A 23,597-nucleotide genomic window follows, 5' to 3' on the forward strand; every position below is an offset into this window, starting at 1 on the left:
CCATCATGGCACAGCCGGCTGGCTGATCAACCGTTAATCGGCCGCCAGCAGCAGCGCCGCTGCCAGCCCTGCGGCCGCTCCCGGCACCACCCAGCGCTGGTCCGTGGCCATGGGCTGGCCGGCCACCACCGGTTGCTGCTCCTGGCCCAGCTTGGGCCGGCGGGCGTCCAGCACGCGGGCGCCGCCGTGTTGCAACAGCAGTTGCTGCGTCTGCGCCAGCAGCGGCGTTTTCTTGGCGGCCACCACCGAGGTGACGGTGTGGCCGCGCTGCTCCAGCCCCGGCACCAGCTGGCCGAACAGCTCGCCAGACCATTTGGCGCGCCAGCTCTCGCGTGCCGAGTGGCTGACCCACTTGCTGACGTGCTGCGTCAGGCGCGGCGCGCAGGCCACCAGGATCCAGTGCGTGGGGCCACCGGCGGCCAACATGGGCGCCAGTTGCTGATGCGCGTAGGCGGCGTCGTCCAGGTACACGATGATCTTGTCCATGCTGTGCTCCTTGCTTGTCTTGTTGAAAGATGAAAGGGAACGAACGGGTCAGGCTTCGCGGGTGTGGTCAGGTGCGTGCGTCTGGCGGCGGGTGCTCCACCAGCCGGCAGCCAGCACGCCCACGATGGCCAGCGCATAAGTGCCCCAGCGGGCTGCGGCGTGGATGGCCTCGGGCGGGTCAAACACGGCGTCCAGCAGCGGCTCGGCGATGATCATGTGCGCGCCGGTGTAGGCCAGCACGGCGGCGCCCAGCTTGATGATGATGGGGAAGCGCTCCACCAGCTTGAGCACCAGCGTGCTGCCAAACACCACGATGGGCACGCTGACCAGCAGGCCGATGACGACCAGGTCAAACGCACCGTGCGCGGCACCGGCCACGCCCAGCACGTTGTCGATGCCCATCAGCGCGTCGGCCACCACGATGGTTTTCATGGCGCCCCAGAAGGTGCTGGCCACGGGGCCGTCGTGCTCGCCGCCGCCCTGGTCGGCCAGCAGCTTCCATGCGATCCACAGCAGGCCCAGGCCGCCCAGTAGCATCAGGCCGGGGATTTGCAGCAGCCAGACGACGGCCAGCGTCATCACCGAGCGCACGGCGATGGCGCCCACGGTGCCCCAGATGATGGCCTTCTTCTGCAGGTGTTTGGGTAAATTGCGTGCGGCCAGCGCGATGACGATGGCGTTGTCGCCAGCCAGCACGAGGTCGATGAGGATGATGGCCAGCAGGGCTGACCACCAGGGTGCGGATAGAAATTCCATAACGTTGACTGTCCTTCCGGGTTACCGTCGATTCGAAAATCCGGCAACGGGAACGGTCAACGCAGGCGCATGTGCATCACCGCGCGGGTGGTGTGGGTGAGTTTGCCTGCTGGTGAGAAGGCAAGACTCCATGCGTGCTTCGACCGAACCCGGTGCGGGTTCCAATCGAAGGTCTTGCTCGGCATGGTGTCATGCGGTATGTGCCCAACAAGCCGGAAGCATCTTTGTCTGCATGCTTCGTATTGACGACTTGCTGATGCCTGTTGCAACGGTGCCGGCCCTGTACGTGTGTCAGTGCCTGGCGCCTCCCTGTGCTGCAACGGGCGGGAGCTACTCCCCTTCGTGCCCGTATTAGACCACTTGCGGGCCTTTTTGTCCAACCGGGGCGCGGCGGCGCCCCGGTTGGCTGGTTGGTCAGGCCGCGACGGCTTCCTCGGCCTTCACAGCAGGCGCTGCCGCCACCGGCAGGCGGATCAGGTAGTCAAACGCACTCAGCGCAGCCGTGGCGCCCTCGCCCGCGGCGATGACGATCTGTTTGTAGGGCACGGTCGTCACATCACCGGCGGCGAACACGCCCGGCACATTGGTGTGGCACTTGGCGTCCACCACGATCTCGCCGAACTTGCTCAGCTCCAGCGTGCCCTTCAGGAACTCGGTGTTGGGCACCAGGCCGATCTGCACGAACACGCCTTCCAGCGCCACATGCTTGGCCTCGCCGGTGGCGCGGTCCTTGTAGCTCAGGCCGTTGACGCGCTGGCCGTCGCCGGTCACCTCGGTCGTCTGCGCATTGGTGTGGATGGTGACGTTGGGCAGGCTCTTGAGCTTGCTCACCAGCACGGCGTCGGCCTTCAGCGCATCGGCAAACTCCACCAGCGCCACGTGCTGCACCACGCCGGCCAGGTCGATGGCGGCTTCCACGCCCGAGTTGCCGCCGCCAATCACCGCCACGCGCTTGCCCTTGAACAGCGGGCCGTCGCAGTGCGGGCAATAAGCCACGCCCTTGTTCTTGTACTCGGCTTCGCCGGGCACGTTGATGTTGCGCCACCGTGCGCCGGTGCTGAGGATGACGCTCTTGGCGCGCAAAACGCCACCATTGGCCATGTGCACTTCGGTCAGGCCGCCGGGGGTGCTGGCGGGCACCAGCTTGTCGGCGCGCTGCAGGTTCATGATGTCCACCTCGTAGTGGCGCACTTGCGCCTCCAGCGCGGCGGCGAACTTGGGGCCATCGGTCTCCAGCACCGAGATGTAGTTCTCGATCGCCATGGTGTCGTTCACCTGGCCGCCAAAGCGCTCGGCGGCCACGCCCACGCGGATGCCCTTGCGGGCGGCGTACACGGCAGCGGCGGCGCCGGCCGGGCCACCACCGACGATGAGCACGTCATACGGTTCCTTGTCGCTCAGCTTGGCGGCTTCGCGGGCGGCGGAGTTGGTGTCCAGCTTGGCGACGATCTCTTCCAGCGTCATGCGGCCGGAGCCGAACAGCGCGTCGTTGACGAACACCATGGGCACGGCCATCACCTGGCGCGCTTCGGCTTCAGCCACGTTCATGGCGCCGTCCAGCACGGTGGTGGTGATGCCGGGGTTGTACACGGCCATCAGCGTGGCGGCCTGCACCACGTCCGGGCAGTTGTGGCACGACAGGGACATGAAGACTTCGAAGTTCAGCGGGCCGGGCAGCGACTTGATCTGCTCCAGCACCTCAGCCTCCACCTTGGGCGGGTGGCCGCCGGTCCACAGCAGTGCCAGCACCAGCGAGGTGAACTCGTGGCCCAGCGGGATGGCGGCGAAGCTCACCCCAGTGGTCTGGCCTTCTTTGGCGATGATGAAAGAGGGCTTGCGCTTGGCGGTGCCGTCTTCGCTGAACGTGACCTTGTCGGACAGGCTGGCGATGTCTTGCAGCAGCGCGCGCAGCTCGGCGCTCTTGTCGCTGGCGTCCAGCGTGGCGATCAGGCGAATGGGGGTCCGCAGGTTTTGCAGGTAGGCCTGCAGTTGCGTCTTCAGGGCGGCGTCGAGCATGGTGCGTTCCTTTCGCTTGGTTAGCGGTGGAGTGGAGATTCTGTGGAGGGCAATGCCTCTGCCAGAGAGGGCGCATCCGGTTGGAGGAATACACCCTCTCCAGCAGCGAAACTGCTGGAGGGTGATCGCTTAGATCTTGCCAACCAGGTCCAGCGACGGGGTCAGCGTCTTGGCGCCTTCGTTCCACTTGGCCGGGCACACCTGGCCGGGGTTGTTGGCCACGAACTGGGCGGCCTTCAGCTTGCGGACGGTTTCCTTGACGTCACGGGCGATGGCGTTGTCGTGCACTTCGGCGGTCTTGATCACGCCTTCGGGGTTGATGATGAAGGTGCCGCGCAGCGCCAGGCCTTCTTCTTCAATGTGCACGCCAAAGGCGCGGGTCAGCTGGTGCGTGGGGTCGCCGATCAGCGGGAACTTGGCCTTGCCCACGGCGGGCGAGGTTTCGTGCCACACCTTGTGGGCGAAATGCGTGTCGGTGGTGACGATGTAGACCTCGGCACCGGCCTTCTGGAATTCGGCGTAGTTGTCGGCGGCGTCTTCCACTTCGGTCGGGCAGTTGAAGGTGAAGGCGGCGGGCATGAAAATCAGCACGGACCACTCGCCCTTCAGCGTCTCGTTGGACACCTGGACGAACTTGCCGTTGTGGAAAGCCTGGGCCTTGAAGGGTTGGACTTGGGTGTTGATCAGAGACATGGTTGCTTCCTTTGCGCTGGTTGATAAAAACTATCGAATGACTTTTGTCATTGACATTAATTATAGGCGATTGTTGCAATCGCACAGCGCCCAGCCAATAGGTTGTGTCAATGAGCGTCATTGCCAATGCCTTGCCCTCTGCCACCGTACTGTCACGCGGTGGCGGGCTCAAAGCTTGCATTTGGGCAGGGGGCCCTTAGCTAACAGGCATGACCACCGCCGAAGCCCTGCACATCGTCTGCCCCCACTGCCACACCACCAACCGGGTGCGCGCGGAGCAATTGGGCAGCGCGCCCACCTGCGGCCAGTGCAAGGGCGAGCTGTTCACCGGCCAGCCGCTGGCGCTGGACAGCGTGGCGGCGTTTGACAAGCACGTGGGCCGCAGCCACATCCCGGTGCTGGTGGACTTCTGGGCCCCCTGGTGCGGCCCCTGCCGGATGATGGCGCCGGCCTACGCGCAGGCCGCCACGCAGCTGGAGCCACAGATGCGCCTGGCCAAGGTGGACACCGAGGCGCTGCCTGAGCTGGGCGCGCGCTTCAACATCCGCAGCATCCCCACGCTGGCGCTGTTTGTGGGCGGGCGTGAGGTGGCGCGGCAACCCGGCGCCATGGGCACGGCGGACATCGTGCGTTGGGCGCGCGGAAACCTGCCGCGCTGACCGGCAGGCAGACCCGCTCTCAGCCCCGCAGCGCCGGCAGCAGCTTTTCCACCCCATCCAGCCCCACACGCGGCCCCGGGGGGGCCAGTGGCGCCAGCGCGTTGATGGCGTCGGCATTCAGCCGGCCCACCAGCGCGCCCAGCTCACCAAAGCGCAGGCCCTGGCGCACCAGGAAGGCAATGTAGGTGTGGCGCAGCGCCTCAGGGGTGACGGTTTGGGGCTGGTCCAGCCCGGCGTCGTAGGCGCTGGAGGTGACGGTGCTGGCCACGTCGTCGGCGTCCAGCGCGCGACCACCAGGCTTGCTGAACAGCGGCGTCTCTGGACTCTCGATTGGCTGCGGCGCCGGCAAGCCGCGCAGCGGCGCGGGCAGCGGCACAGCGCGCGGTGAATCGCCGGGCACCTGCAGCACGCCGGCAGCACCGTCCACATGGCCAATCTGCAAGGCCGCCAGCTCGGTGGCGCTCAGACCGCACAGCAGGCAGGCGAGAATGGGCACGCTGGGTGGTGCGGCGTGGCTCAGCAACAGCGCCACTTCGGCATCGCTGAGCTCGCGCGGCAGGCCGGCGGCGAGCAGCATCGGGGTGCCCAGCCCGCCGGCGCCATGGCCGGGCGCATGCTCCAGCACCCCCATGGGAGCACCCGGCCCGCCACCCAATTGCGCCATGCCGCCCTGCCCCGGCACAGCCATCCAGGGCTGCTGCACGATGACGGTGGGTGCCGGTTGCTGCGGCTGGGCGGCCGGCTCGCTGCGGTTGAAAAATTCCACAAACCACACCGCCAGGAAGCCCAGCAACACGGAGGCAACCAGGCCAATGCCGGCGTCACGCCAGTACAGCGGATAGGCAGGCGACTGCGGCGTGACAGCCGGCTCCAGCACCTGCAGGCGCGGCTTGCGGCCGGCCTCGCCGGCCTCCAGCGCCAGCAGCTTCTGGCGCGCAGCCTGTTGCATCTGCTCCAGGCCGCTCAGCTCGGTCTGCAGGCCCTGGAAGTCGCCAAAGCGGCGGCTGAAGACTTGCACGCCCTGGCGACCCTCCGACAGCTGCTGGCGCAGCCGCTGGCTGGTGGCCTGGGCGCTGGCCAGCTCTTCGCGGGCATCGGCCAGTGCGGATTGGTTGCCTTTGAGCCGCTCAGCTTCCAGCTGCTGCTCCAGGTTGGTGATGCGGGTTTTCAGCGCGCGGGCGTTGGCGTCCATGTCCAGGTACTGCGGGGTGAACTGGCGCTCCAGCCCGCGCCAGTCCTCGCGCATTTGCGACAACCGCGCTTCCATGCCGGCCACGGTGGGGTTGTCCTTGGCGCTGGGGCCACGCCGACCTTCTGTGGCGGCCTGCTCCAGTGACCGCACCTTGCCGGCGGCCAGCGCCTCGCGCTCGGTGGCGGCGGCCAGCGAGGTGTTCAGGCCTTTCACGCGGGCCAGCGATTCGTTCTCGTCGCGCTCACCGGAGACGATGTCGGCCTTCTGCTTGAAGGCTTCCATGGCGCGGCGCTTGTCGGCCACCTTGGCCTCGATCACCTTGACCTCGCTGCGCGCGTTGTCCAGCCCGGTCTGCGCGCTGGCGTCGCCGCTGCTGGCCAGCTGATCGGCATAAGCGGTCAGCAGCGCGTTGAGCAACTGAGCGGTGAGCGCGGCGTCCGCACCCTGGGCCTGCAACTGCACGATCTGCGTGCCCTCCAGCGGCGTCACGCTCAGCATGGCCTGCGCGGCCAGCACCGCGTCGCCATCCACCGCAGCGGGGGTGAACTTGCCTTGCTGCTGCAGGCTTTTGACCGCCTTTTCCAGCAGCGGCCGGCTGCTGAGCAGCTGCACCTCGGCCAGGAAGGCCGGCGTGCCGGCGCCCACGGTGGCGGTGCTGACGCCGGTGCCCGGCGTGCGCACCGAGCCACTGCCCGACACCACCACCGGCGCGGACGGCAGCGGCGTGGCCACCACCTGGGCAGCGGGGGTGATCTCCACCCGCGCATTGGCCTGGTAGATGGCCGTGCGTGTGAAGTTGTAACCCTGGCTGAGCAACAGGCAGCCGCCGAACACCGCCACAAACACCTGGATGCGCCGGCGCATGGCGCGGCTGCGCGAGGCCGGCGGCGCGCCGCTCTCGGGCGCGGGGCCAAGGCCCGGCGGGTAGACGGAATGGAGCGTGTCTTGGCGCACTTGGGTGATTCCCTGAGGCTGTTATGGCGCAACTATAAACCGCCCCCGTTAACGGCGTGAGAAGGCCGATAGACCCCAGCGTGCACGCAGTTGCTGCAACAAACCTGGGGGACCGCTACACTGTTTCAAACCCTCCTCCACGGCCTTCACGGCCCACGCCCATGAACGCTTTTTGGCATTTGTTGCGGCAACCCTTACGCGCCCTGGGCATGGCGGCGCTGTGGCTGGCGTCGACCAGCGTGTCCGCAGCGCCTGGTCTGGATGAGTTGCCGCCGGCTGCCGTGCAGGCGCTGTCGCGCGCCAGCGCCGCCGTGGTGGGCCTGGAGGTGCAGGCCATAGAGGGCGCGCGCACCGCCGAGACGCTGGGCGAGCGGCGCACCGGCTCGGGCGTGCTGATCGATGCCAACGGCCTGGTTCTGACCATTGGTTACCTGATGGTGGAGGCCGAGACGGTGGTGATCGCCACCGCCGACGGCAAAAGCCTGCCGGCGCGCGTGGTGGCCTACGACCCGGCCACCGGCTTCGGCCTGGTGCGCTCGCTGTTGCCCATGGCCGGCCTGCAGCCGGTCAAGCTGGGGCCCAGCAAACCGGTGCTGGAAGGGCAGCAGCTGGTGGTGGTGACGGCCGGCCAGAGCGATGGCACGCCGGCCGAGATCACGCCGCTGCGGCTGATCAGCAAGCGGGCGTTTTCCGGCAGTTGGGAATACCACCTGGACACGGCCATCTTCACCATCCCCGCCATTGCCAACCACTCGGGTGCAGCACTGTTCAACCATGACGGCGAGCTGGTGGGCATAGGCAGCCTGTTCGTGCGTGACACGCTGGGCCGCGACGGCCTGCTGCCGGGCAACATGTATGTGCCGGTGGACCTGCTCAAGCCGGTGCTGGCCGAGCTGCAGCGCACCGGCAGCAGCCGCGCCAGCGCCCGGCCCTGGCTGGGCCTGACCTCGGCCGAGCTGCGCGGGCGCGTGCAGGTGGTGCGGGTGGCCGAGGACACGCCGGCCGGCCAGGGCGGCGTGGGCCTGGGCGACATCATCCTGGCGGTGGACGGCACCCCGGTGAGCACACTGGAGGCCTTCTACAAGAAGCTGTGGGCGCATGCCGACCGCTCGCCCATACGCCTGACCGTGCGTGCCCTGGGCGGCGAGGTGAAGACACTGCTGCTGCCAGCGGTGGACCGCGCCACCTACCTGAAGCGGCCGGAGGGCATCTAGCCCCGGGGCGCGCTGGCGCCCTGCCTAGCCCTTGTAGATGGCGAAGAACACGCCCTGCGGATCGCTCAGCACGGCAAAGCGCCCGGTACCGGGAATGTCGGTGGGCGGCACGCAAACGGTGGCGCCCAGCGCTGCGGCCTGGCTGGCCACGCCATCGCAATCGTCCACCCAGAAGTAGGCCAACCAGTGCGAGGGCATGGGCGCGCCGGGGGGCAGCGCCATCATGCCGCCAATGGATGTGTCGCCCAGCTGCCATTCGGTGTAGGCCTGCGGGCCTTCGCCACTGGTCTTGGCGCCCCAGCCGAACAGCTGCGTGTAGAAGGCCTGCGCCTTGGCGGTGTCGCTGCTGTTGATCTGGCCCCAGCACAAGGCGCCGTGCTCGTTGTGCACGCCCACGCCGGCGTTCTTGTTCGGCTGCCAGGCGCTGATGGTGCCGCCGGTGGGGTCTTGCATCACCGTCATGCGGCCGGCGTCAGGCACGTCAAAGGGTTGCATCACCACCTGGCCGCCCAGCTCGGCGCAGCGCTTGGCGGTGGCGTCCACGTTGGCGCTGGCCACGTACAGGCCCCAGTGCGGCGGCACGCCGGGCATCTGCTCGGCGTTCAGCGTGTAGGCGGCGGCCACGTCCTGGCCTTTCAGCTTGAAGATGGTGTAGATGCCATTGGGGCCCATGTCCATGTCATTGGCTTCCCAGCCGAAGAGCTGGCCGTAGAAGGCCTTGGAAGCCGGATGGTTGGGGGTGGCCAGCTCGACCCAGCAAAAGGCGCCGGGCGGGTGTGCGGTGACGAAGGCCATGGCGGTGCTCCTTGTTAAGCGATGAAAACCAACGAAATGGGGCGGCCAGTATGCGCGCGCCCAAGGAGCAGCGCAAGCGGCGCGCGATGAAGCTTTGATGACGGCCGTTTGGGCCGCTCAACGCCGCGCGCGTTCGTCAAAAAACTCGGTCATGCGCGCACGGTTTTTCTGCAGGTAGGCGGCTGGCAGCCAGGGGTGCAGCGCCTCGCGGTACTCGCGCGCGCTGGCGGCGGCGCGGATGGCAGCGTCGACGTCGCGTATCACCGCGTCGCCCCAGGCGCCCCGGGTGCAGCCGACGAAGTTGACAGTCCACTGCTGGGCCTCTTTCAGCGGCACGGTGTCCAGGGGGGTGGACGATGGCTCCTGTTGCTGCAGGTATTCCACCACCATCGGGTACTCCAGCGTGTAGTCGTAGCGGCCCTTGGCCACCAGGCTGGTGAGCTGGCCGGGGCGCGACACCACCTCGGCGCTGAGGTTGTCGCCCTCGCGCAGCAGGATCTGGTCCAGCGCGGTGCCATAGCTGCGCTTGGCCTCGAAGCGGCCGGACACCTCCTTGCGCAGTGCCAGCTCGTCCAGCGACACCATGGGCGCGCCGCGGGTGATGGCGGCCTTGCTCTGCGCGCGCAGCACCAGCGACACCGGTGGTATCGGCATCGCCGGGGTGAAGACGGCCCACTGCTCGCGCTCTGCCGTCTTCAACGTGGAGGGGTCGCACACCGGCTGGCCGCCTTGCATGGCCCCCAGGATGCGCTGGCGGTTCATCAGCTGGAAGCTGTGGCGGTATTGCGGCATGCGGGCGATGATCTCGGCCAGCATGCGGTCCACCCAGCCACGGCCCAGCTGGGCGCTGGTGGTGGGGGTGAGTCCGTTGTTCAGGATCATCACCGGTGGCCAGTCCTTGACGGCCCAGGTTATCTGGCGTTCAGGCGCGGCGGCGGAAACGGCTGCTGGCGCCTGCCCGCCTTGCACCGGCTGGGCCCCCACAGGCGCACACGCCAGCGCCACGGCAGCCAGCACAGCCAGGGCACTTGGCCAGGTGCGGATACGGGTGCAGTTGAGCTGGCTCATGAGCCACACTATGCTAAACCTTCTGCCACCGCAGGGTAAGCCAGGCGTACCCTGAGCTCGCGCTTCAGCCGGCCATTGGCCATGCGGCGCGACTCGCTCATGAAGCTCAGCAGGCTGGCGGGCAACTGCGCTTGCGCCTCCACACGGCTGATGCGCGGCGGTCGTGGCAGGCCATACAGGCCGGCCGCCAGGTCAAAGTAGTCACCCATCTTCAGCACCGTGTCGTCGTTGGCGTTGTACACGCGCTGGGCGGCGCCGCGCCACAGCGCGGCCAGGCAGGCGCGGGCCAGGTCATCGGCATGGATGTGGTTGGTGTAGACGTCGTCGCCAGCGGCCAGCACCGGCGTGCCTTTCTTCAGCCGCTCAATGGGCGTGCCACCCGCCCGGTCGGGCGCATAGATGCCGGGCACGCGCAGGATGCTGGCGCGCACGCCAGAGCGGCCGAAAAAGCGCACGGCAGCTTCGGCATGTACACGGCGGCGTGCGCGTGCGGTGGCGGCGCGCAGCGGGCGGGTTTCGTCCACCCAATCGCCCTGCTGGTCGCCATACACGCCGCTGGTGGAGGCATAGGCCAGCGCCTGGGGTGGCGTGCGCAAGCGCAGCGCGCGCAGCAGCGCCAATGTGCGCGGATCGCCCTCCCCCTCACCCGGCGGCGGCGCCAGGTGCAGCACCCGAGTGGCCAGGCCAGCCAGGCGGCGCAGGCTGGTGGGCTGGTCCAGGTTGCCCCGCAGCGGCGTGATGCCGGCCGCGCGCAGGGCAGTCACCTTGTCGGGGGAAGACGTCAGTGCCAGCAGGCGCACACCCGGGCTGGCCTGGCGCGCCACGCGCAGGCCCACGTCGCCACAGCCGACGATCAGCAGGCGCGGGCGGCGAAAGCGCTTGGGCAGCGCGCCAAGGGGGCTCTGGTTTCCGGGCAAAATCGAGGGTTGTCAGACAGTCTGTTCCCAAGGATACCCAAAACATGAGCACCCCCGCGGCCACCCTTACCAACAACGGCCTGCCGGAAACCAACAACACCACCTTCCAGATCACCGTGCAGCCCAGCGGGCGCGCCTTCACCGCCATGGCGGGCGAGGCCATGCTGGCCGCCGGCATACGCCAGGGCATTGGCCTGCCCTATGGCTGCAAGGACGGTGCCTGCGGTTCCTGCAAGTGCAAGAAGCTCTCCGGCACGGTGGTGCATGGCGTGCACCAGCCCAAAGCCCTGAGCGCCGAGGAAGAGGCGGCCGGCTACGTGCTGACCTGCTGCGGCGTGCCGCACAGCGATGTGGTGCTGGAATCGCGCCAGGTGACCGAAGCCGGCGCGCTGCCCATCAAGCGCATGCCTTCGCGCGTGACCACGCTGGAAAAGAAATCGCACGACGTGATGGCCATACGCCTGCAACTGCCGGCCAACGACGTTTTTGCCTACCACGCCGGCCAATACATTGAATTTTTGCTGCGTGACGGCGCGCGGCGCAGCTACTCCATGGCCAACGCGCCGCACACGGTGACGCCCGACAACAACGCGCTGGAGCTGCACGTGCGCCACATGCCGGGCGGCAAGTTCACCGACCACGTGTTCAACGTGATGAAGGAAAAGGAGATCCAGCGCATCGAAGGCCCTTTCGGCAGCTTCTTCCTGCGCGAGGATTCCGACAAGCCCATGGTGCTGCTGGCATCGGGCACGGGCTTTGCCCCCATCAAGGCGCTGATCGAGCATATGCAGCACCTGGGCAGCACACGCCCCGCCGTGCTGTACTGGGGCGGCCGCCGGCCGGACGACCTGTACCTGAACGACTGGGTGCAAGCCAAACTGGCCGAGATGCCCAACCTGCGCTACGTGCCGGTGATCTCCAACGCCCTGCCCGAAGACAACTGGACCGGCCGCACCGGCTTCGTGCACCAGGCGGTGCTGCAGGACCTGCCCGACCTGTCGGGCCACCAGGTGTATGCCTGCGGCGCGCCCATCGTGGTGGACTCGGCACGGGCTGACTACGTGAAGCTGGGCGGGCTGCCGGAGGACGAGTTTTACGCCGACGCGTTCACGACGGAGGCGGATAAAGCGCACTGATTGCATTGCCGTTCGGGCTGAGCCTGTCGAAGCCAGCGCCCTGGTTCAGCTAGCGCCGCACGTACCCCCTTGGCAGGCACGCCGGGCGTCCGCATTGGTTCTCCGGGGGAGCCGCGCGGTGGGAGGCCCTTCTCACACCAGCTTGGCTGGCCTCAACACTGCTTTTGACTGTGGTTACTGCTCGTGGGCACGAATGTCCCCCTGCGCCCCAATGCAGCCACCCAGCGCGCCACGTGTCGCTCTTGGTCAACGTGACCAAGAGCCGGACAGTCGCTTCGCCACGCGAGCCGCAGAGGCCGCAGCGCGAAGGCCCGCGAGCACCAACCATGACACGCGGCGCGCCGGGCTGACGTATCCGGGTTGCCGGTGGCATGCGACGCATGCTACAGAGTCACGCGCCCAAACTATCGTGGTCGCGCCTACCCCATGGTGCGCCACAAACATCATCTGCGCGCGGTCCGCCGGCAGTCCGGATACGGCTGCCCGGTGCGCCTGCCTACCGGAAGCGTGCGGCGGCAGCTGAACCAGGGCGCTGGCTTCGACAGGCTCAGCCCGAACGGCCGGGCGCGGCAAACGAAAAAGGCCAGTGAGCCCTAGAGTGCTCACCGGCCATGAATCGCGGCGTGTAGTTGTTCTGCCGCAGTCTTCTTGCTTGTTGTCTGTGATTCAGACCTTGTGTTTACTTGGTGGCCGGTGCGACGGCGGGCGCGGCGATCTGGGCGTCATGCTTTTGCGCGTGGATGGCCTTGCTGTTGCGCTTGGCTTGGCGGCGCAGCTTGCGGCGCTCGGCGGTCGTCACCTTGCCGTCTGCCTTGGCGGCCACCTTGTCGGCTTGCAGCTTGGCCTGGCCCTTGTCCAGCCGATTGGCTTCCTTGGCGGTCAGCTGGCCAGAGGCCACGCCTTGGTCAATGCGCGCTTGCTGGTTGGCCTGCTGCTTGTCCAGCTTCGGGGTGGCAGTGGGGCTGGTGGTGGGCGCGGTCTGCGCGAACGAGGCACCGGCAATGCCCAGGGCGAGAACGGCTGCGGCGACGGCGTGAATCTTCTTGATCATGATGCGGGGAACTCCAGTTGTTGGAAAAGCGGCATGGAAAGTCTCCATGCAGTTACAACGTCTCAGCACGGCCACGGCCTGACATACGAAACGCAACGCTTTGTAAGGGAGTGTCACGATACCGGCGCCGGCCGGTTTCTGCACAATAGCGGCATGCAACCTATTGCCAAACATTTTTCGCACCCGCGCCGTCGCCTGTTGGGCGCCCTGGCCGCCACCGCCGGCACGCTGGCCCTGCCCGCCTGGAGCCAGGGCAACAGCGGCAAGCCCATCCACCTGATCGTGCCCTATGCCCCCGGCGGCCCGATAGACACCACTGCCCGCCTGCTGGCCGACAAGGTGCGCGACACACTGGGCACGGTGATCATCGACAACCGGGCCGGCGCCGGTGGCAACATCGGGGCTGACGCCATCGCCAAGGCGGCGCCCGATGGGCTGACCATTGGCATCGCCGCCACCGCCACGCACGCGGTGAACCCCTGGCTATACAGAAAGATGCCGTACAACGCCGCGACGGATTTCGCCCCCATCACCCAGATGCTGCGCGTGCCCAATGTGCTGGTGATGAATGCTGAAACTGCACAGCGCCTGCGCATCAACTCGCTGCGCGAGCTGGTGACCTACGCCAAGGCCAACCCGGCCAAGCTGAACTATGCCAGTGGCGGCAACGGCAGCGCCGGGCACCTGGCGGGCGAGATGTTCAAGGCGCAGGCGGGCATCTTTGCGGTGCACATCCCCTACAACGGTGGCAGCCCGGCGCAGCTGGCGCTGCTCAGCGGCCAGGTGGACTTCAACTTCGACAACCTGGCCACCGCCGCGCCCAACATCCGCGCCGGCAAGCTCAAGGCCCTGGCGGTGACCACACACCAACGCAGTGCCGTGCTGCCTGATGTGCCCACCGTGGCCGAGCTGCTGCCCGGCTTCGAGGTCGACACCTGGTGGGGTCTGGTGGCGCCCGCAGCCACGCCCAAGGACACCGTCGCCCGGCTGAACCAGGCCTTCGTGGCGGCGCTGAACCACCCGGACACCAAGGCCCGCTTCGCGCTGCTGATGGCCGAGCCGGTGCCCAGCACGCCACAGCAGTTTGGCGCCTTCATGGCGGCCGAGCGGGCCAAGTACGAAAAGGTGGTGAAGGCTTCGGGCGCCAAGGTGGATTGACAGAAGGACCGGCATGACCCTGCGCCGCTTGCTCGCCCCCGTGCTGGTTTCGTTGCTGTCACTGCTGGCCGCGCCGGCCAGCCACGCGGCTTGTGATGCCAACGCACTAGGCACCACGCGCACGCTGACGCTGAAACGTGAGGCTGCTGCCTGGGGCAGCGCGCAGCACGCACCGTTGCCCACGCTGCAGCCCGGCGAAGTGGTATTGACCTTTGACGATGGCCCCAGCCCCGCCACCACGCCGCAGGTGCTGGCCACGCTGGCCGCGCAGTGCGTGCAGGCCACCTTCTTCCTCACCGGCGGGGCGCTGAAGGCTGCGCCCGCGCTGGGCCGCCGCCTGGTGGCACAAGGCCACAGCGTGGCCATGCACGGCTTTCGGCACCCCCACTTCGCTACGCTGGGTGAGACAGAGCAGTTGACCGATCTGCGCCAAATGCAACAGGTCTTCACCGCCACCTACGGCTACAAGCCACCAGCGTTTCGCTTTCCGTTCCTGGAAGAGTCGCCCGTGCTGATGGAAGCCTTCAAGGCCCAGGCCGTCACGGTGATGTCCATTGATCTGGCGATTGACGATTGGCTGCCCGAACAAACCACCGAACTGCTGGTGGCGCGCATGCTGCAGCGGCTGAAAGACAAGGGCGGCGGCATCATCCTGATGCACGACCCGCAAGCCGTCACCGCCAACGCACTGCCTGCCCTGCTGAAAGCCTTGAAGGACAACGGTTACCGTGTGGTGCACCTGCGCTGGATCACCGCGTGAGAGCCGCCGGCAGTTGCACCACGGTCCGATGGCCGCTACAGTGGGGCGCGCCAGCCTGCCCCACCCGAACGCGGCGGCCCTTCCACCACGCCACACACCCTAACGCCAAGGTTTAGCCATGTTCTTGCGCCTGCCTGTGACAGCCGCTTGCGCCGCACTGCTTCTGTGCGCCTGCGCCCCCCTGCAACCCTCGCCGGCGACGTCCGACGGCGCAGGCGCCAGCCCCCCTCTGCGGGTGCAACTGAGCAGCGCCAGCACACAGGCCACCAGCGGGCGGCTGCTGGTGTTTGCGATGGAGGCCAAGGTGGCGGAAGCTGCCGCGCTGGAGGCATCGAAAGGCCAGTCGCCCGCCGTGACCAACGTTGACGCCAACCCCTTTGCCGCCACCCAGACCACCGTGGCCGCGCGCGAGGTATCGCGGCTGGAGCCAGGCCAGACTGTGGCGCTGGATGGGGATGACCTCGCCTTTCCGGCCGGCTTCTCCAAGCTGCCACCGGGCGACTATTACATGCAAGCCGTGCTGGACGTGGACCACAGCTACAACTACACCGGCCGCCACGGCGGCGACCTGGTCAGCGAGGTGGTGAAGCTGAAGCTGCCTGCCGCCGCCCTGCCAGCGCTGACCCTGACGCGCGTGCTGCCGGCCCGCGACCCCTGGCAACTGCCGCCAAGCGCCCCCGCCGCCGCGCGCGAGTTGCTGCCGGCCGTGCGCGCGCATGCGCAGGCCATTGCCTTCACCAGCCCGGCGCTGAGCGCCTTCTGGGGCCGTCCCGTCGTCATGCGCGCCTGGGTGCTGACGCCCCCCGGCTATGACGCCAACAGCCCCACCCGCTACCCCACCGTGTACTTCACGCATGGCTTTGGCGGCGACATCGACGGCCTGGTGGGCCCCATGCGCACCATGTACGCAGCCATGCAGGAAGGCAGCATGCCGCCCATGATCTGGGTGCTGCTGGACGAATCCAGCCCCACGGGCACGCACGAGTTTGCCGATTCGGTCAACAACGGCCCCTGGGGCCAGGCGCTGACCACCGAGCTCATCCCGCATCTGGAGGCGCGCTTTCCCGCCATGGACGCCAAGCCCAGCGGGCGCCTGCTGCAGGGTCACTCGTCAGGCGGCTGGGCCACGCTGTGGCTGCAGACCCGCTACCCCAAGCTGTTTGGCGGCACCTGGTCCACCTCGCCCGACCCCAGCGACTTCCACGACTTCACCGGCGTGGACCTGTACGCCGCCAACGCCAATGTGTACCGCAAGGCCGACGGCAGCCCCTACCCGTTGGTGCGCGACGGCGGCCAGGTGAAGGGCACGCTGGAGCAGTTCGCCAGGCTGGAGCGGGTGCTGGGCAACTACGGCGGCCAGTTGTCGTCGCTGGAATGGGTGTTCTCCCCGCGCGGCCCGGACGGTGCGCCGGTGCCGCTGTTTGACCGCGACACGGGTGCCGTCAACGCCCAGGTCGTGGCCTACTGGCGCGCCAACTACGACATCGCCCACCTGGTGCAAACGAACTGGGACCGCCTGCGGCCCGACCTGGACGGCAAGATCCACGTCGCCGTGGGCGATGCCGACACGTTTTACCTGGACGGCGCGTCCCGGCGGCTCAAAGCCGTGCTGGACGGCCTGGGCGCCAAGAGCAGCTTCCAGTTCCTGCCCGGGCGCACGCACTTCGACGTCTATGTCGAAGGCAAGGACCGCTGGGCGCTGCTCAAGCGCTTCAGCTGGGACATGTATGCCGTTGCGCGGCCGGGTTCGACGCTGAAGCCCATCGAACCCAAACCGCAGTGACCGCTGTCGCCAGCGGCGTGCGAGTTCAGACCGGCTTGGCCACCAGCGCCGCCCGCTCTTGTATGCCCACATGCACGCGCCAGCCCAGCCAGGCCGCCACCGAGGCGGTGCCCAGCATCACATAACCCACCACCTCGAAGTGCTGCAGCTTGCCGTCGGCGCCAAAGGTGACGATGTGCCCGGCCACCAGCGAAGCCACGCCACCCGCCAGCGACTGGATGGCCGAGCTGACGGCGTTGAAGGCGCCGCGCTGTTGCGGCTCGGGAACGCCCGCGGCCATGGCCTGGAAAGGGATCATGCGCGAGAAGATGCCGACAAACATCACCACGTTGACCACGATCACCAGCCACAGCGGCACCGCCGACAGGTGCGTGTAGATCATCACCATGATGACTGACAGCGTGCTGCCGGCCAGGAACACCGACATCTTGCCCAGCTTGTCGGCCATCCGGCCCACCAGAGGCCCGATGAAGATGGTGAACACCCCGGTGACCAGGTAGATGGTGGGCAGCTGCGTCAGCGGGATGCCCAGGTTGTTCACCGTGAAGGCGCTGGCAAACGGCATCAGCATGAAGCCGCCGGTGGTCAGCAGCGCGGTGGCGGCAAACACCGGCACATAGCGCATGTCCATCAGCGTGTGCGCCAGGTGCATGAAGGCGCTCTTTTCCTGCTTGGCCGCCAGGTGCGCGTCCACCGGCTGCATGCGCCACAGGATGACGGCGCCGCCCACGGCGCCAAACACCACCATGGCCAGGAAGGGCGCGTGCCAGCCCCAGTGGTTGGACAGGTACAGCCCCAGCGGCAGGCCCATCACCTGGCTGGCGGCAAACGCGGTCTGGATGATGCCCATCACGCGCCCGCGCTGCTGCGGCACAAACAGGTCGGCCGCGATGGCCATCACGATGGAGCCGATGACGCCGCCGAAGATGCCGGTGACGATGCGCGCCACCAGCAACTGCTCGAAATTGGGCGCCAGCCCGCACCATAAGGTGCCCAGCAGGAAACCGGCATAGAAGAACACCAGCAGGCGCTTGCGGTCAAAGCGGTCGGCAAAACCGGCGGTGACGATGCTGGAGATGCCGGCGCTGAAGGCATAGGCCGACACCACCAGGCCGAACTGCTGGGTGCTGATGTTCAGCGCCGGCATGATCATCGCGCCCAGCGGCGACATGATCATGAAGTCCAGGATGACGGCGAACTGCAGCACCGCCAGCATGCCGGCCACGAAGCGCTGGTAAGGGGTGAAGGCTATGGGCGCCGGCGCGGCACCCGCCCCCGCTGAACTGCCTCCCGCAGCCGCCTGCGGTTTGGGGTTGGTTTTTTTCATAGGGGGCGAATGGTAGCCGTTATTCCGCTGCGCTGCACAACGATTCGGTAAACGGCCGCCGACAGTCGGCGGGCGCCACCAGACGCTCAGGTCAAGCCCGTGGCCGCACCGCCGGAATGACCACCGCGCCACCAGCTGGCCAGCCGCTGCCACAGCGGCGGGGGCCGGTGCAGGCCATTGGCCGTGATGGCTTCAAGACAGAAAGCCAGGTAACCCGGCGTCAGCGGCGGAGCGGGCACATCCACGTCTTCGAAATAACTGTCCAGGTTGTCCAGCGTCATGGCAAAGCCCCACGCACGGCACCAATGCGCAAATGACAGCTCCTGGCCCCACCAGCCAGCCGCCCGGGGATGCAGGGCGCGCACCATCTGCGCCGTCTGGGTGGGCGCCTGCACGGCGGGGAGCTTGGGCCAGATGTCGGCATACAGGTAGTCCACAGGCCGCCCACCCGTGCGCTGCGCCACGCGAGCCGCAAAGCTGGGGGCCAGCGCATCGGCATGCAGCAGGCGCACCTTGTCGCGGCAAGGCCAGTGGTCGAACCCCGAGGCCTGCCGCATCAGCGCGATGACATCGGCCGAACGTTCCACCACCACCACCTGCTCCACTTCCGGCTTCATCGCTGCTGCATAGACATACATCCCCAGGCCCAGCCCGGCGGTGACCACCACGCCGCGGGCGCAGTGCACATGCCAGGCATGACTCTCCTGCTCCAGCAGGCCGGTGGACATCCACACGGTGCGGCCGCACGACAGCACCGCACGCGCTTGCATCGCTGTGGTGGCCAGGTAGCCGTCGCCCAAGCCTGGCAGGTGCAGGCGCACGCGCCAGTCGCCCTGGCTGGCCTCGCGGTAGGTGGGCATTGGAAACATGCCAAACCCAAAGTTGCCGCTGCGCAACGCTTGGGGCCCGAGGGTGATGGAGTGGGTGAATGCCATGGAAACCTGCCTGCGGGGAAGGCCGAAAAGCAGGCAGTATCCCCATGCCGCGCCGCCGTTTCCGTGCGGTGGCGCGCATACGACCAGCGCTAGCCCAGCCGCGCCTTGGCCTCGGCCAGCTGCTGCTCCAGTTCGGCAATGAACGCCCGAGCCTCGTCCCCCTCGGGAATCGGCCGGCCACTGTCACGCCACTGCACCGCGCTCTTGAAGCCATTGGCCTGCGCCTGGCGGCGGAACCACAGGCCCTCCGGGTTGTGGCGGGTGATGCCGTCAAACACCGTGGCCATGGTTTGCGATTGCTCCAGACCCATGGTCAGCAGCACCTGGTTCACCACCAGCTTGTGCATGGCCAGGTGCGAACTGGGCACGCCGGCAATGCGGTTGGCCAGGGCCATGGTCGCCGTCTCCAGTTGATCCAGCGGCACACAGTCATTCGCCAAGCCCCATGCCAGGGCCTTGTTGCCGTCAATCGTATCGCCGGTGAACATCAGCTGCTTGGCCCGCGTGGGCCCCAGCCGGTAGGTCCACATGGCCGTGGTGGGGCAACCCCACACGCGCGTGGGCATGTAGCCGATGCGGGCGTCCTCGGCCATCACCAGCAGGTCGCAACACAGCGCGATGTCGCTGCCACCCGCCGCCGCATAGCCGTGCACCTTGGCGATGGTGGGCTTGGGGCTGCGCCACAACGCCATGAAGTCCTCGGTGTTGCGCTTCATGTACGAGTAGTCCACCATCGGGTCCCACGGGTGGCGCTCCTGCTGGCAGGGGTGGTCGATCTGCCCCTCGGCGAACTGGCTCAGGTCATAGCCGCCACAGAAGCCCTTGCCAGCGCCCTCGACCACGATCACGTGCACCTCGTCTTCAGCCGCCGCCCAGTCCACCGCGGCGCGGATCTCACGCGGCATGGCGTCGTTGATGGCGTTGAGCTTGTCGGGGCGGTTAAGTAGCAACCTTGCGATGCGGGGGTTGCTGGCGTCCTTGTCGATCTTCAGCGTGGTGTAGGTGGGCATGGTGTCCTGTCTCCTCTTGTGTTCGCAGTATCTTCGCTTGGCGGGGTGGCCGCTGTCACGTAGGCTTCGCCCGGGATTGCCGGTTGGCGAGCGCACCGGGCGTCCGTAGCCAGACTGCCGGCGCACCTCGCGCAGATGACGCTTCTGGTAAGGCGGATTGGCTGCGCGACCGCCTTGGCTGGCGTGCGTGACTCTGTAGCATGCGCGAATGGCACCGGCAACCTGGCTACAGCCACCCGGCACGCCTGCGGGTCGCTTCTTCGTAAGTGAGCAACAGCCGCTGCGCCGCCCGGGCAAAGTCGGCAGAGCTCCAGAGACCACGGCGCGAAAGCCCACCACCGCCAGCCAAGACACGCGGCGCACCGGGCTGACGTATCCGGGTTGCCGGTGGCATGCGACGCATGCTACAGAGTCACGCGCCCAGACCATGGCGGTCGCGCCAATTGCATGGTGTGCCACACACATCATCTGCGCGCGGTCCGCCGGCAGTCCGGATACGGCTGCCCGGCGCGCCTGCCAGCCGGACACGTTCGGCGCCAGCTTGGTTTGACCAGGCTTCAACAGGCTCAGCCCGAACGGTTGGGGCTCGGCCCGAACGGAGTTGCTAGCTAGGCGGGCGCCTTCTTGCCAACGCCAGGCTTCAACTCGCTGATGATGACCGCCCCCACCACCATCACCCCACCAATCGCCGCCCGCATGCTCAGCGTCTCGTTCAGCCACAGCCAGCCGAACAGCGCCGCAAACACCGGCTCCATGGCGTAAATGACCGCCGCCTTGTCGGCCGGCACCTGGCGCTGGGCCACGGCCTGCAGGAACAGCATGCCGGCGGTGGCGATGATGCCCAGGTACAGCAACTGCGGCAGTTGTGGCAGGATGCGCGCCGGCAGGCTCAATAGGGCGTCGGGGTGGATGGCCCCACTGCCCAGCACCCACAGCAGCGCGAACGCCGCCATCAGCACGATCTGCGTCGCCGCCAACTGGCGCGAATTGTGATTGCTGGAGCGCTGCGACAACACGATGACATACAGCGCATAGGCCAGCGCGCACAACACGGTGGCGCTGTCGCCCAGCAGGTGGGCGCCGCCCTCCCACGACATCAGGCCAATGCCGGCCAGCGCGATGCCCGCCGCCAGCAGCACCACCACGGACAGGCTGGCACCGAACGCCAGGCCCAGCAGCGGCGTCATCAGCACGTTCAGCGCGGTCAGGAAGGCGCTGCGGTTGCTGCTGATGTATTCCAAGCCGAAAGCCTGCGCCACATACGACACCAGCGCCAGCGCGCCGAGGATGACGCCGTCCTTCCAGGTCTGGCGCGGTGCGCCCCAGGCGAACGGCAGCATGCACAGGCCGGCGATGCAAAAGCGCACCGCCGAGATCTCCACCCCGCTCAGTGAGGCGGACGCGGCCTTCAGCAGTGGAAACGTGGTGCCCCACACCAGCGTGACGCCCAGCAGCATCGCCACGCTCCAGCCCATGCCCAAGCCCTTGCCGGCGCCACTCCCAGTGCCCATCAGGCCATCCTCTTGTGCTGGTTCTGCGGGAACTCGATCAGGTACAGGTTGGTCGGATCGTCCGCCTTCATGTGGATCACCTGCTGAAAGCTCAAACCCAGCTTCAGCAGGATGGCGATCGACACGTCATTGTCCGGCGAGGTGATGGCCAGCAGGCGCGGCAGCTTCAGCACGTCGCGCGCGTGGGCAAACACGGCGCTGGCGGCCTCTTTCACATAGCCCTTGCCCCAGTGCGATTCCATGAAGGCGTAGCCAATCTCCGGGTCGGGCAGCGTGTCGCGCTTGACCATGCCGCAGATGCCCAAAGGCTCTGTGCCCGCCGGTGCGTCCTTCAACTCCACCGCATAGAAGCTGAAGCCGTATTTGTGCTGCTGGGCCATGGTGCCTTCCAGCATGATTTTGCGCGCATCTTCCACCGTGCGCGCGCCCCGGTCACCGATGAAGCGCAGCCAGCCGGGCGAGTTGATCAGCGCCAGATAGAAAGGCGCGTCGTCCTCGGTCAGCAGCCGCAGCCGCAGGCGCTCGGTCTGCAGGACAACACGACCAGCTTGTGGTCCAGCTTCTGCCCGCTCCGCCATGCTCATTCGCCCAGGTAGGCGGCGCGCACGCGCGGGTCGTTCAGCATGTCCTTGGCGTCGCCGCTCATGGTCACCAGGCCGGACTCCATCACATAGCCGCGGTTGGCGATGTCCAGCGCGCGGCTGGCGTTCTGCTCCACCAGCAGCACCGTCACGCCCTGGGCGTAGACGTCGCGCACCACCTCGAAGATCTTGTCCACCATGATGGGCGACAGGCCCATCGACGGTTCATCCAGCAGCAGCACCTTGGGCCGGCTCATCAGCGCGCGGCCCATGGCCAGCATCTGCTGCTCGCCGCCCGACATGGTGCCGGCCAGCTGGTCCTTGCGCTCTTTGAGGCGGGGGAAGATGCCAAACACACGCTCGATGTCGGCGGCAATCTCCGCCTTGTCGTTGCGTATGTAGGCACCCATCAGCAGGTTTTCGGTGATGCTCATGCGCGTGAACACGCCACGCCCTTCCGGCACCATGGCCAGGCCCTGCTTCACCAGGTCCCACGGGCCCTTGCCGCGAATGCTGTGGCCCAGGTATTCGATGTCGCCGCCGGCAATCGGCAGCAGGCCGGTGATGGCCTTCATGGTGGTGGTCTTGCCGGCACCGTTGGAGCCGATCAGCGACACCAGCTCGCCCTCGCGCACCTCGAAGTCCACGCCCTTGACGGCCTGTATGCCGCCATAGGCCACCTGCAGGCCCGTGACCTTGAGCAGCACCTTGTCAGAAGTCATTGGAGTCGTCGTCATGTTGCTGCCTTGGCCGCTGTCGCTGCTGCTGTTGCGGCTGTCTCGGCTGTCGCTTTGGCCGCCGTGTGCGCGCCGCCGTGGCCCAGATAGGCCTCGATCACCTTCTCGTTCTTCTGCACCGCGGCCGGCGTGCCCTGGGCGATGCATTTGCCGTAGTCCAGCACGCAGACCTGGTCGCACAGGCCCATCACCAGCTTCACGTCGTGCTCGATCAGCAGCACGGTGCGGTTGTCCTGGCGTATGCGCGAAATCAGCTCGCGCAGCAGCACCTTTTCGGTGGCGTTCATGCCGGCGGCCGGCTCGTCCAGCGCGATCAGCTGCGGGTCGGTGGCCAGCGCCCGGGCAATCTCCAGCCGGCGCTGGTCGCCATAGCTCAGCGTGCGGGCCTTGTAGTCGGCGTATTTGCCTATACCCACGTAGTCCAGCAGTTCCTGGGCGCGCGCGGCGATGGCTTTTTCCTCGGCCTTGAAGCTGGGGGTGCGGAAGATGGCGCCAAACAGCCCCGAATGCGTGCGCACATGGCGGCCCACCATCACGTTTTCCAGCGCCGTCATGTCGGCGAACAGGCGGATGTTCTGGAACGTGCGCGCAATGCCGGCCTTGGCCACCTGGTGCACCGCCGTGGGCTTGTAGGCCTTGCCGGCCAGCTCGAAGCTGCCGCTGTCGGGTTCGTACAGGCCGGTCAGCACGTTGAAGAAGGTGGTTTTGCCGGCGCCGTTGGGGCCGATCAGGCCATACACCTGGCCGCGCTCGATGTGGATGCCCACGTCGCTCAGTGCCTGCAGGCCGCCAAAGCGCTTGGAGACGCCGGCCACGTGCAGGATGGTGTTGGGGTTGGATGCGGTGTTGCTCATGGCA

General features: G+C 67.4%; 23 protein-coding genes. 6 read left to right on the forward strand and 17 right to left on the reverse strand.

Annotated elements, in window-relative coordinates; all coding sequences use genetic code 11:
• Nucleotides 1-33 precede the first annotated feature (33 nt).
• The 5 genes from AC1DX2_RS10490 to ahpC form a co-directional block, all read right to left on the reverse strand.
• Nucleotides 34-486, reverse strand: coding sequence for a hypothetical protein (locus AC1DX2_RS10490; RefSeq protein WP_477196283.1), 453 nt, complete (start codon nucleotides 484-486; stop codon nucleotides 34-36).
• Nucleotides 487-534: 48 nt separating this feature from the next.
• On the reverse strand, nucleotides 535-1,242 hold the full coding sequence (locus AC1DX2_RS10495; RefSeq protein WP_477196284.1) for a TerC family protein: 708 nt from the start codon (nucleotides 1,240-1,242) through the stop codon (nucleotides 535-537).
• Between the two features lie 56 nt (nucleotides 1,243-1,298).
• On the reverse strand, nucleotides 1,299-1,427 hold the full coding sequence (locus tag AC1DX2_RS10500) for a hypothetical protein (protein WP_477196285.1): 129 nt from the start codon (nucleotides 1,425-1,427) through the stop codon (nucleotides 1,299-1,301).
• A gap of 229 nt (nucleotides 1,428-1,656) precedes the next feature.
• Nucleotides 1,657-3,258: an alkyl hydroperoxide reductase subunit F gene (ahpF, locus tag AC1DX2_RS10505; protein WP_477196286.1), complete on the reverse strand. Its 1,602-nt coding sequence runs from the start codon at nucleotides 3,256-3,258 to the stop codon at nucleotides 1,657-1,659.
• Between the two features lie 129 nt (nucleotides 3,259-3,387).
• Nucleotides 3,388-3,951 carry an alkyl hydroperoxide reductase subunit C gene (ahpC, locus tag AC1DX2_RS10510; protein ID WP_477196287.1) on the reverse strand — a complete coding sequence of 188 codons (564 nt, stop codon included), beginning with the start codon at nucleotides 3,949-3,951 and terminating at the stop codon, nucleotides 3,388-3,390.
• A gap of 209 nt (nucleotides 3,952-4,160) precedes the next feature.
• Between ahpC and trxC the strand changes: the two genes are divergently transcribed.
• Nucleotides 4,161-4,610, forward strand: a complete 450-nt coding sequence (gene trxC, locus AC1DX2_RS10515; RefSeq protein ID WP_477196288.1) for a thioredoxin TrxC — start codon at nucleotides 4,161-4,163, stop codon at nucleotides 4,608-4,610.
• Nucleotides 4,611-4,629: 19 nt separating this feature from the next.
• Here trxC and AC1DX2_RS10520 read toward each other — a convergent pair whose 3' ends face one another.
• On the reverse strand, nucleotides 4,630-6,756 hold the full coding sequence (locus tag AC1DX2_RS10520; RefSeq protein WP_477196289.1) for a GumC family protein: 2,127 nt from the start codon (nucleotides 6,754-6,756) through the stop codon (nucleotides 4,630-4,632).
• 161 nt (nucleotides 6,757-6,917) lie between these two features.
• On the opposite strand from AC1DX2_RS10520, the gene AC1DX2_RS10525 reads away from it, so the two are divergent.
• Nucleotides 6,918-7,970, forward strand: coding sequence for a S1C family serine protease (locus AC1DX2_RS10525; protein ID WP_477196290.1), 1,053 nt, complete (start codon nucleotides 6,918-6,920; stop codon nucleotides 7,968-7,970).
• 24 nt (nucleotides 7,971-7,994) lie between these two features.
• Here the strand turns inward: AC1DX2_RS10525 and AC1DX2_RS10530 are convergent, their stop codons facing one another.
• From AC1DX2_RS10530 to AC1DX2_RS10540, 3 genes are all read right to left on the reverse strand, one after another.
• Nucleotides 7,995-8,765 (reverse strand): VOC family protein, encoded by a 771-nt coding sequence (locus tag AC1DX2_RS10530; protein WP_477196291.1) that lies wholly within the window; start codon nucleotides 8,763-8,765, stop codon nucleotides 7,995-7,997.
• Between the two features lie 117 nt (nucleotides 8,766-8,882).
• Nucleotides 8,883-9,833 (reverse strand): TIGR02285 family protein, encoded by a 951-nt coding sequence (locus tag AC1DX2_RS10535; RefSeq protein ID WP_477196292.1) that lies wholly within the window; start codon nucleotides 9,831-9,833, stop codon nucleotides 8,883-8,885.
• 8 nt (nucleotides 9,834-9,841) lie between these two features.
• Nucleotides 9,842-10,750: an NAD-dependent epimerase/dehydratase family protein gene (locus tag AC1DX2_RS10540; protein ID WP_477196293.1), complete on the reverse strand. Its 909-nt coding sequence runs from the start codon at nucleotides 10,748-10,750 to the stop codon at nucleotides 9,842-9,844.
• 44 nt (nucleotides 10,751-10,794) lie between these two features.
• Here AC1DX2_RS10540 and AC1DX2_RS10545 point away from each other — a divergent pair, with 44 nt between their 5' ends.
• Nucleotides 10,795-11,886: a CDP-6-deoxy-delta-3,4-glucoseen reductase gene (locus AC1DX2_RS10545; RefSeq protein WP_477196294.1), complete on the forward strand. Its 1,092-nt coding sequence runs from the start codon at nucleotides 10,795-10,797 to the stop codon at nucleotides 11,884-11,886.
• A 679-nt stretch (nucleotides 11,887-12,565) separates the two neighbouring features.
• Here the strand turns inward: AC1DX2_RS10545 and AC1DX2_RS10550 are convergent.
• Nucleotides 12,566-12,937, reverse strand: coding sequence for a hypothetical protein (locus AC1DX2_RS10550; RefSeq protein ID WP_477196295.1), 372 nt, complete (start codon nucleotides 12,935-12,937; stop codon nucleotides 12,566-12,568).
• A 153-nt stretch (nucleotides 12,938-13,090) separates the two neighbouring features.
• Between AC1DX2_RS10550 and AC1DX2_RS10555 the strand changes: the two genes are divergently transcribed.
• The 3 genes from AC1DX2_RS10555 (at nucleotide 13,091) to AC1DX2_RS10565 (ending at nucleotide 16,638) form a co-directional block, all read left to right on the forward strand.
• Nucleotides 13,091-14,095 carry a Bug family tripartite tricarboxylate transporter substrate binding protein gene (locus AC1DX2_RS10555; RefSeq protein WP_477196296.1) on the forward strand — a complete coding sequence of 335 codons (1,005 nt, stop codon included), beginning with the start codon at nucleotides 13,091-13,093 and terminating at the stop codon, nucleotides 14,093-14,095.
• 13 nt (nucleotides 14,096-14,108) lie between these two features.
• A complete protein-coding gene (locus AC1DX2_RS10560) occupies nucleotides 14,109-14,855 on the forward strand; it encodes a polysaccharide deacetylase family protein (protein WP_477196297.1) in 747 nt (248 codons plus the stop codon).
• 118 nt (nucleotides 14,856-14,973) lie between these two features.
• The gene (locus tag AC1DX2_RS10565) at nucleotides 14,974-16,638 is read left to right on the forward strand and encodes an alpha/beta hydrolase (protein WP_477196298.1); all 1,665 of its coding nucleotides are present in this window, start codon (nucleotides 14,974-14,976) and stop codon (nucleotides 16,636-16,638) included.
• 25 nt (nucleotides 16,639-16,663) lie between these two features.
• Here the strand turns inward: AC1DX2_RS10565 and AC1DX2_RS10570 are convergent, their stop codons facing one another.
• The 7 genes from AC1DX2_RS10570 to AC1DX2_RS10600 all read right to left on the reverse strand — a co-directional run bounded on the left by AC1DX2_RS10570 (nucleotide 16,664) and on the right by AC1DX2_RS10600 (nucleotide 23,593).
• Complete coding sequence (locus AC1DX2_RS10570) at nucleotides 16,664-17,965, reverse strand: MFS transporter (RefSeq protein WP_477196299.1); 1,302 nt, start codon at nucleotides 17,963-17,965, stop codon at nucleotides 16,664-16,666.
• 86 nt (nucleotides 17,966-18,051) lie between these two features.
• Nucleotides 18,052-18,900 carry a hypothetical protein gene (locus AC1DX2_RS10575; protein ID WP_477196300.1) on the reverse strand — a complete coding sequence of 283 codons (849 nt, stop codon included), beginning with the start codon at nucleotides 18,898-18,900 and terminating at the stop codon, nucleotides 18,052-18,054.
• Nucleotides 18,901-18,989: 89 nt separating this feature from the next.
• On the reverse strand, nucleotides 18,990-20,378 hold the full coding sequence (locus AC1DX2_RS10580) for a crotonase/enoyl-CoA hydratase family protein (RefSeq protein WP_477196667.1): 1,389 nt from the start codon (nucleotides 20,376-20,378) through the stop codon (nucleotides 18,990-18,992).
• A 140-nt stretch (nucleotides 20,379-20,518) separates the two neighbouring features.
• Entirely contained in the window at nucleotides 20,519-21,421 is a 903-nt protein-coding gene (locus AC1DX2_RS10585) for a DMT family transporter (RefSeq protein ID WP_477196301.1), read from the reverse strand.
• A complete protein-coding gene (locus tag AC1DX2_RS10590) occupies nucleotides 21,421-22,005 on the reverse strand; it encodes a GNAT family N-acetyltransferase (protein WP_477196302.1) in 585 nt (194 codons plus the stop codon). The genes AC1DX2_RS10585 and AC1DX2_RS10590 overlap by 1 nt, the downstream gene beginning before the upstream one ends.
• Nucleotides 22,002-22,739, reverse strand: coding sequence for an ABC transporter ATP-binding protein (locus tag AC1DX2_RS10595; RefSeq protein ID WP_477196303.1), 738 nt, complete (start codon nucleotides 22,737-22,739; stop codon nucleotides 22,002-22,004). The genes AC1DX2_RS10590 and AC1DX2_RS10595 overlap by 4 nt, the downstream gene beginning before the upstream one ends.
• Nucleotides 22,736-23,593, reverse strand: a complete 858-nt coding sequence (locus AC1DX2_RS10600; RefSeq protein ID WP_477196304.1) for an ABC transporter ATP-binding protein — start codon at nucleotides 23,591-23,593, stop codon at nucleotides 22,736-22,738. The genes AC1DX2_RS10595 and AC1DX2_RS10600 overlap by 4 nt, the downstream gene beginning before the upstream one ends.
• Nucleotides 23,594-23,597 lie beyond the last annotated feature (4 nt).

Source organism: Hylemonella sp. P2_B10, from assembly GCF_056404875.1.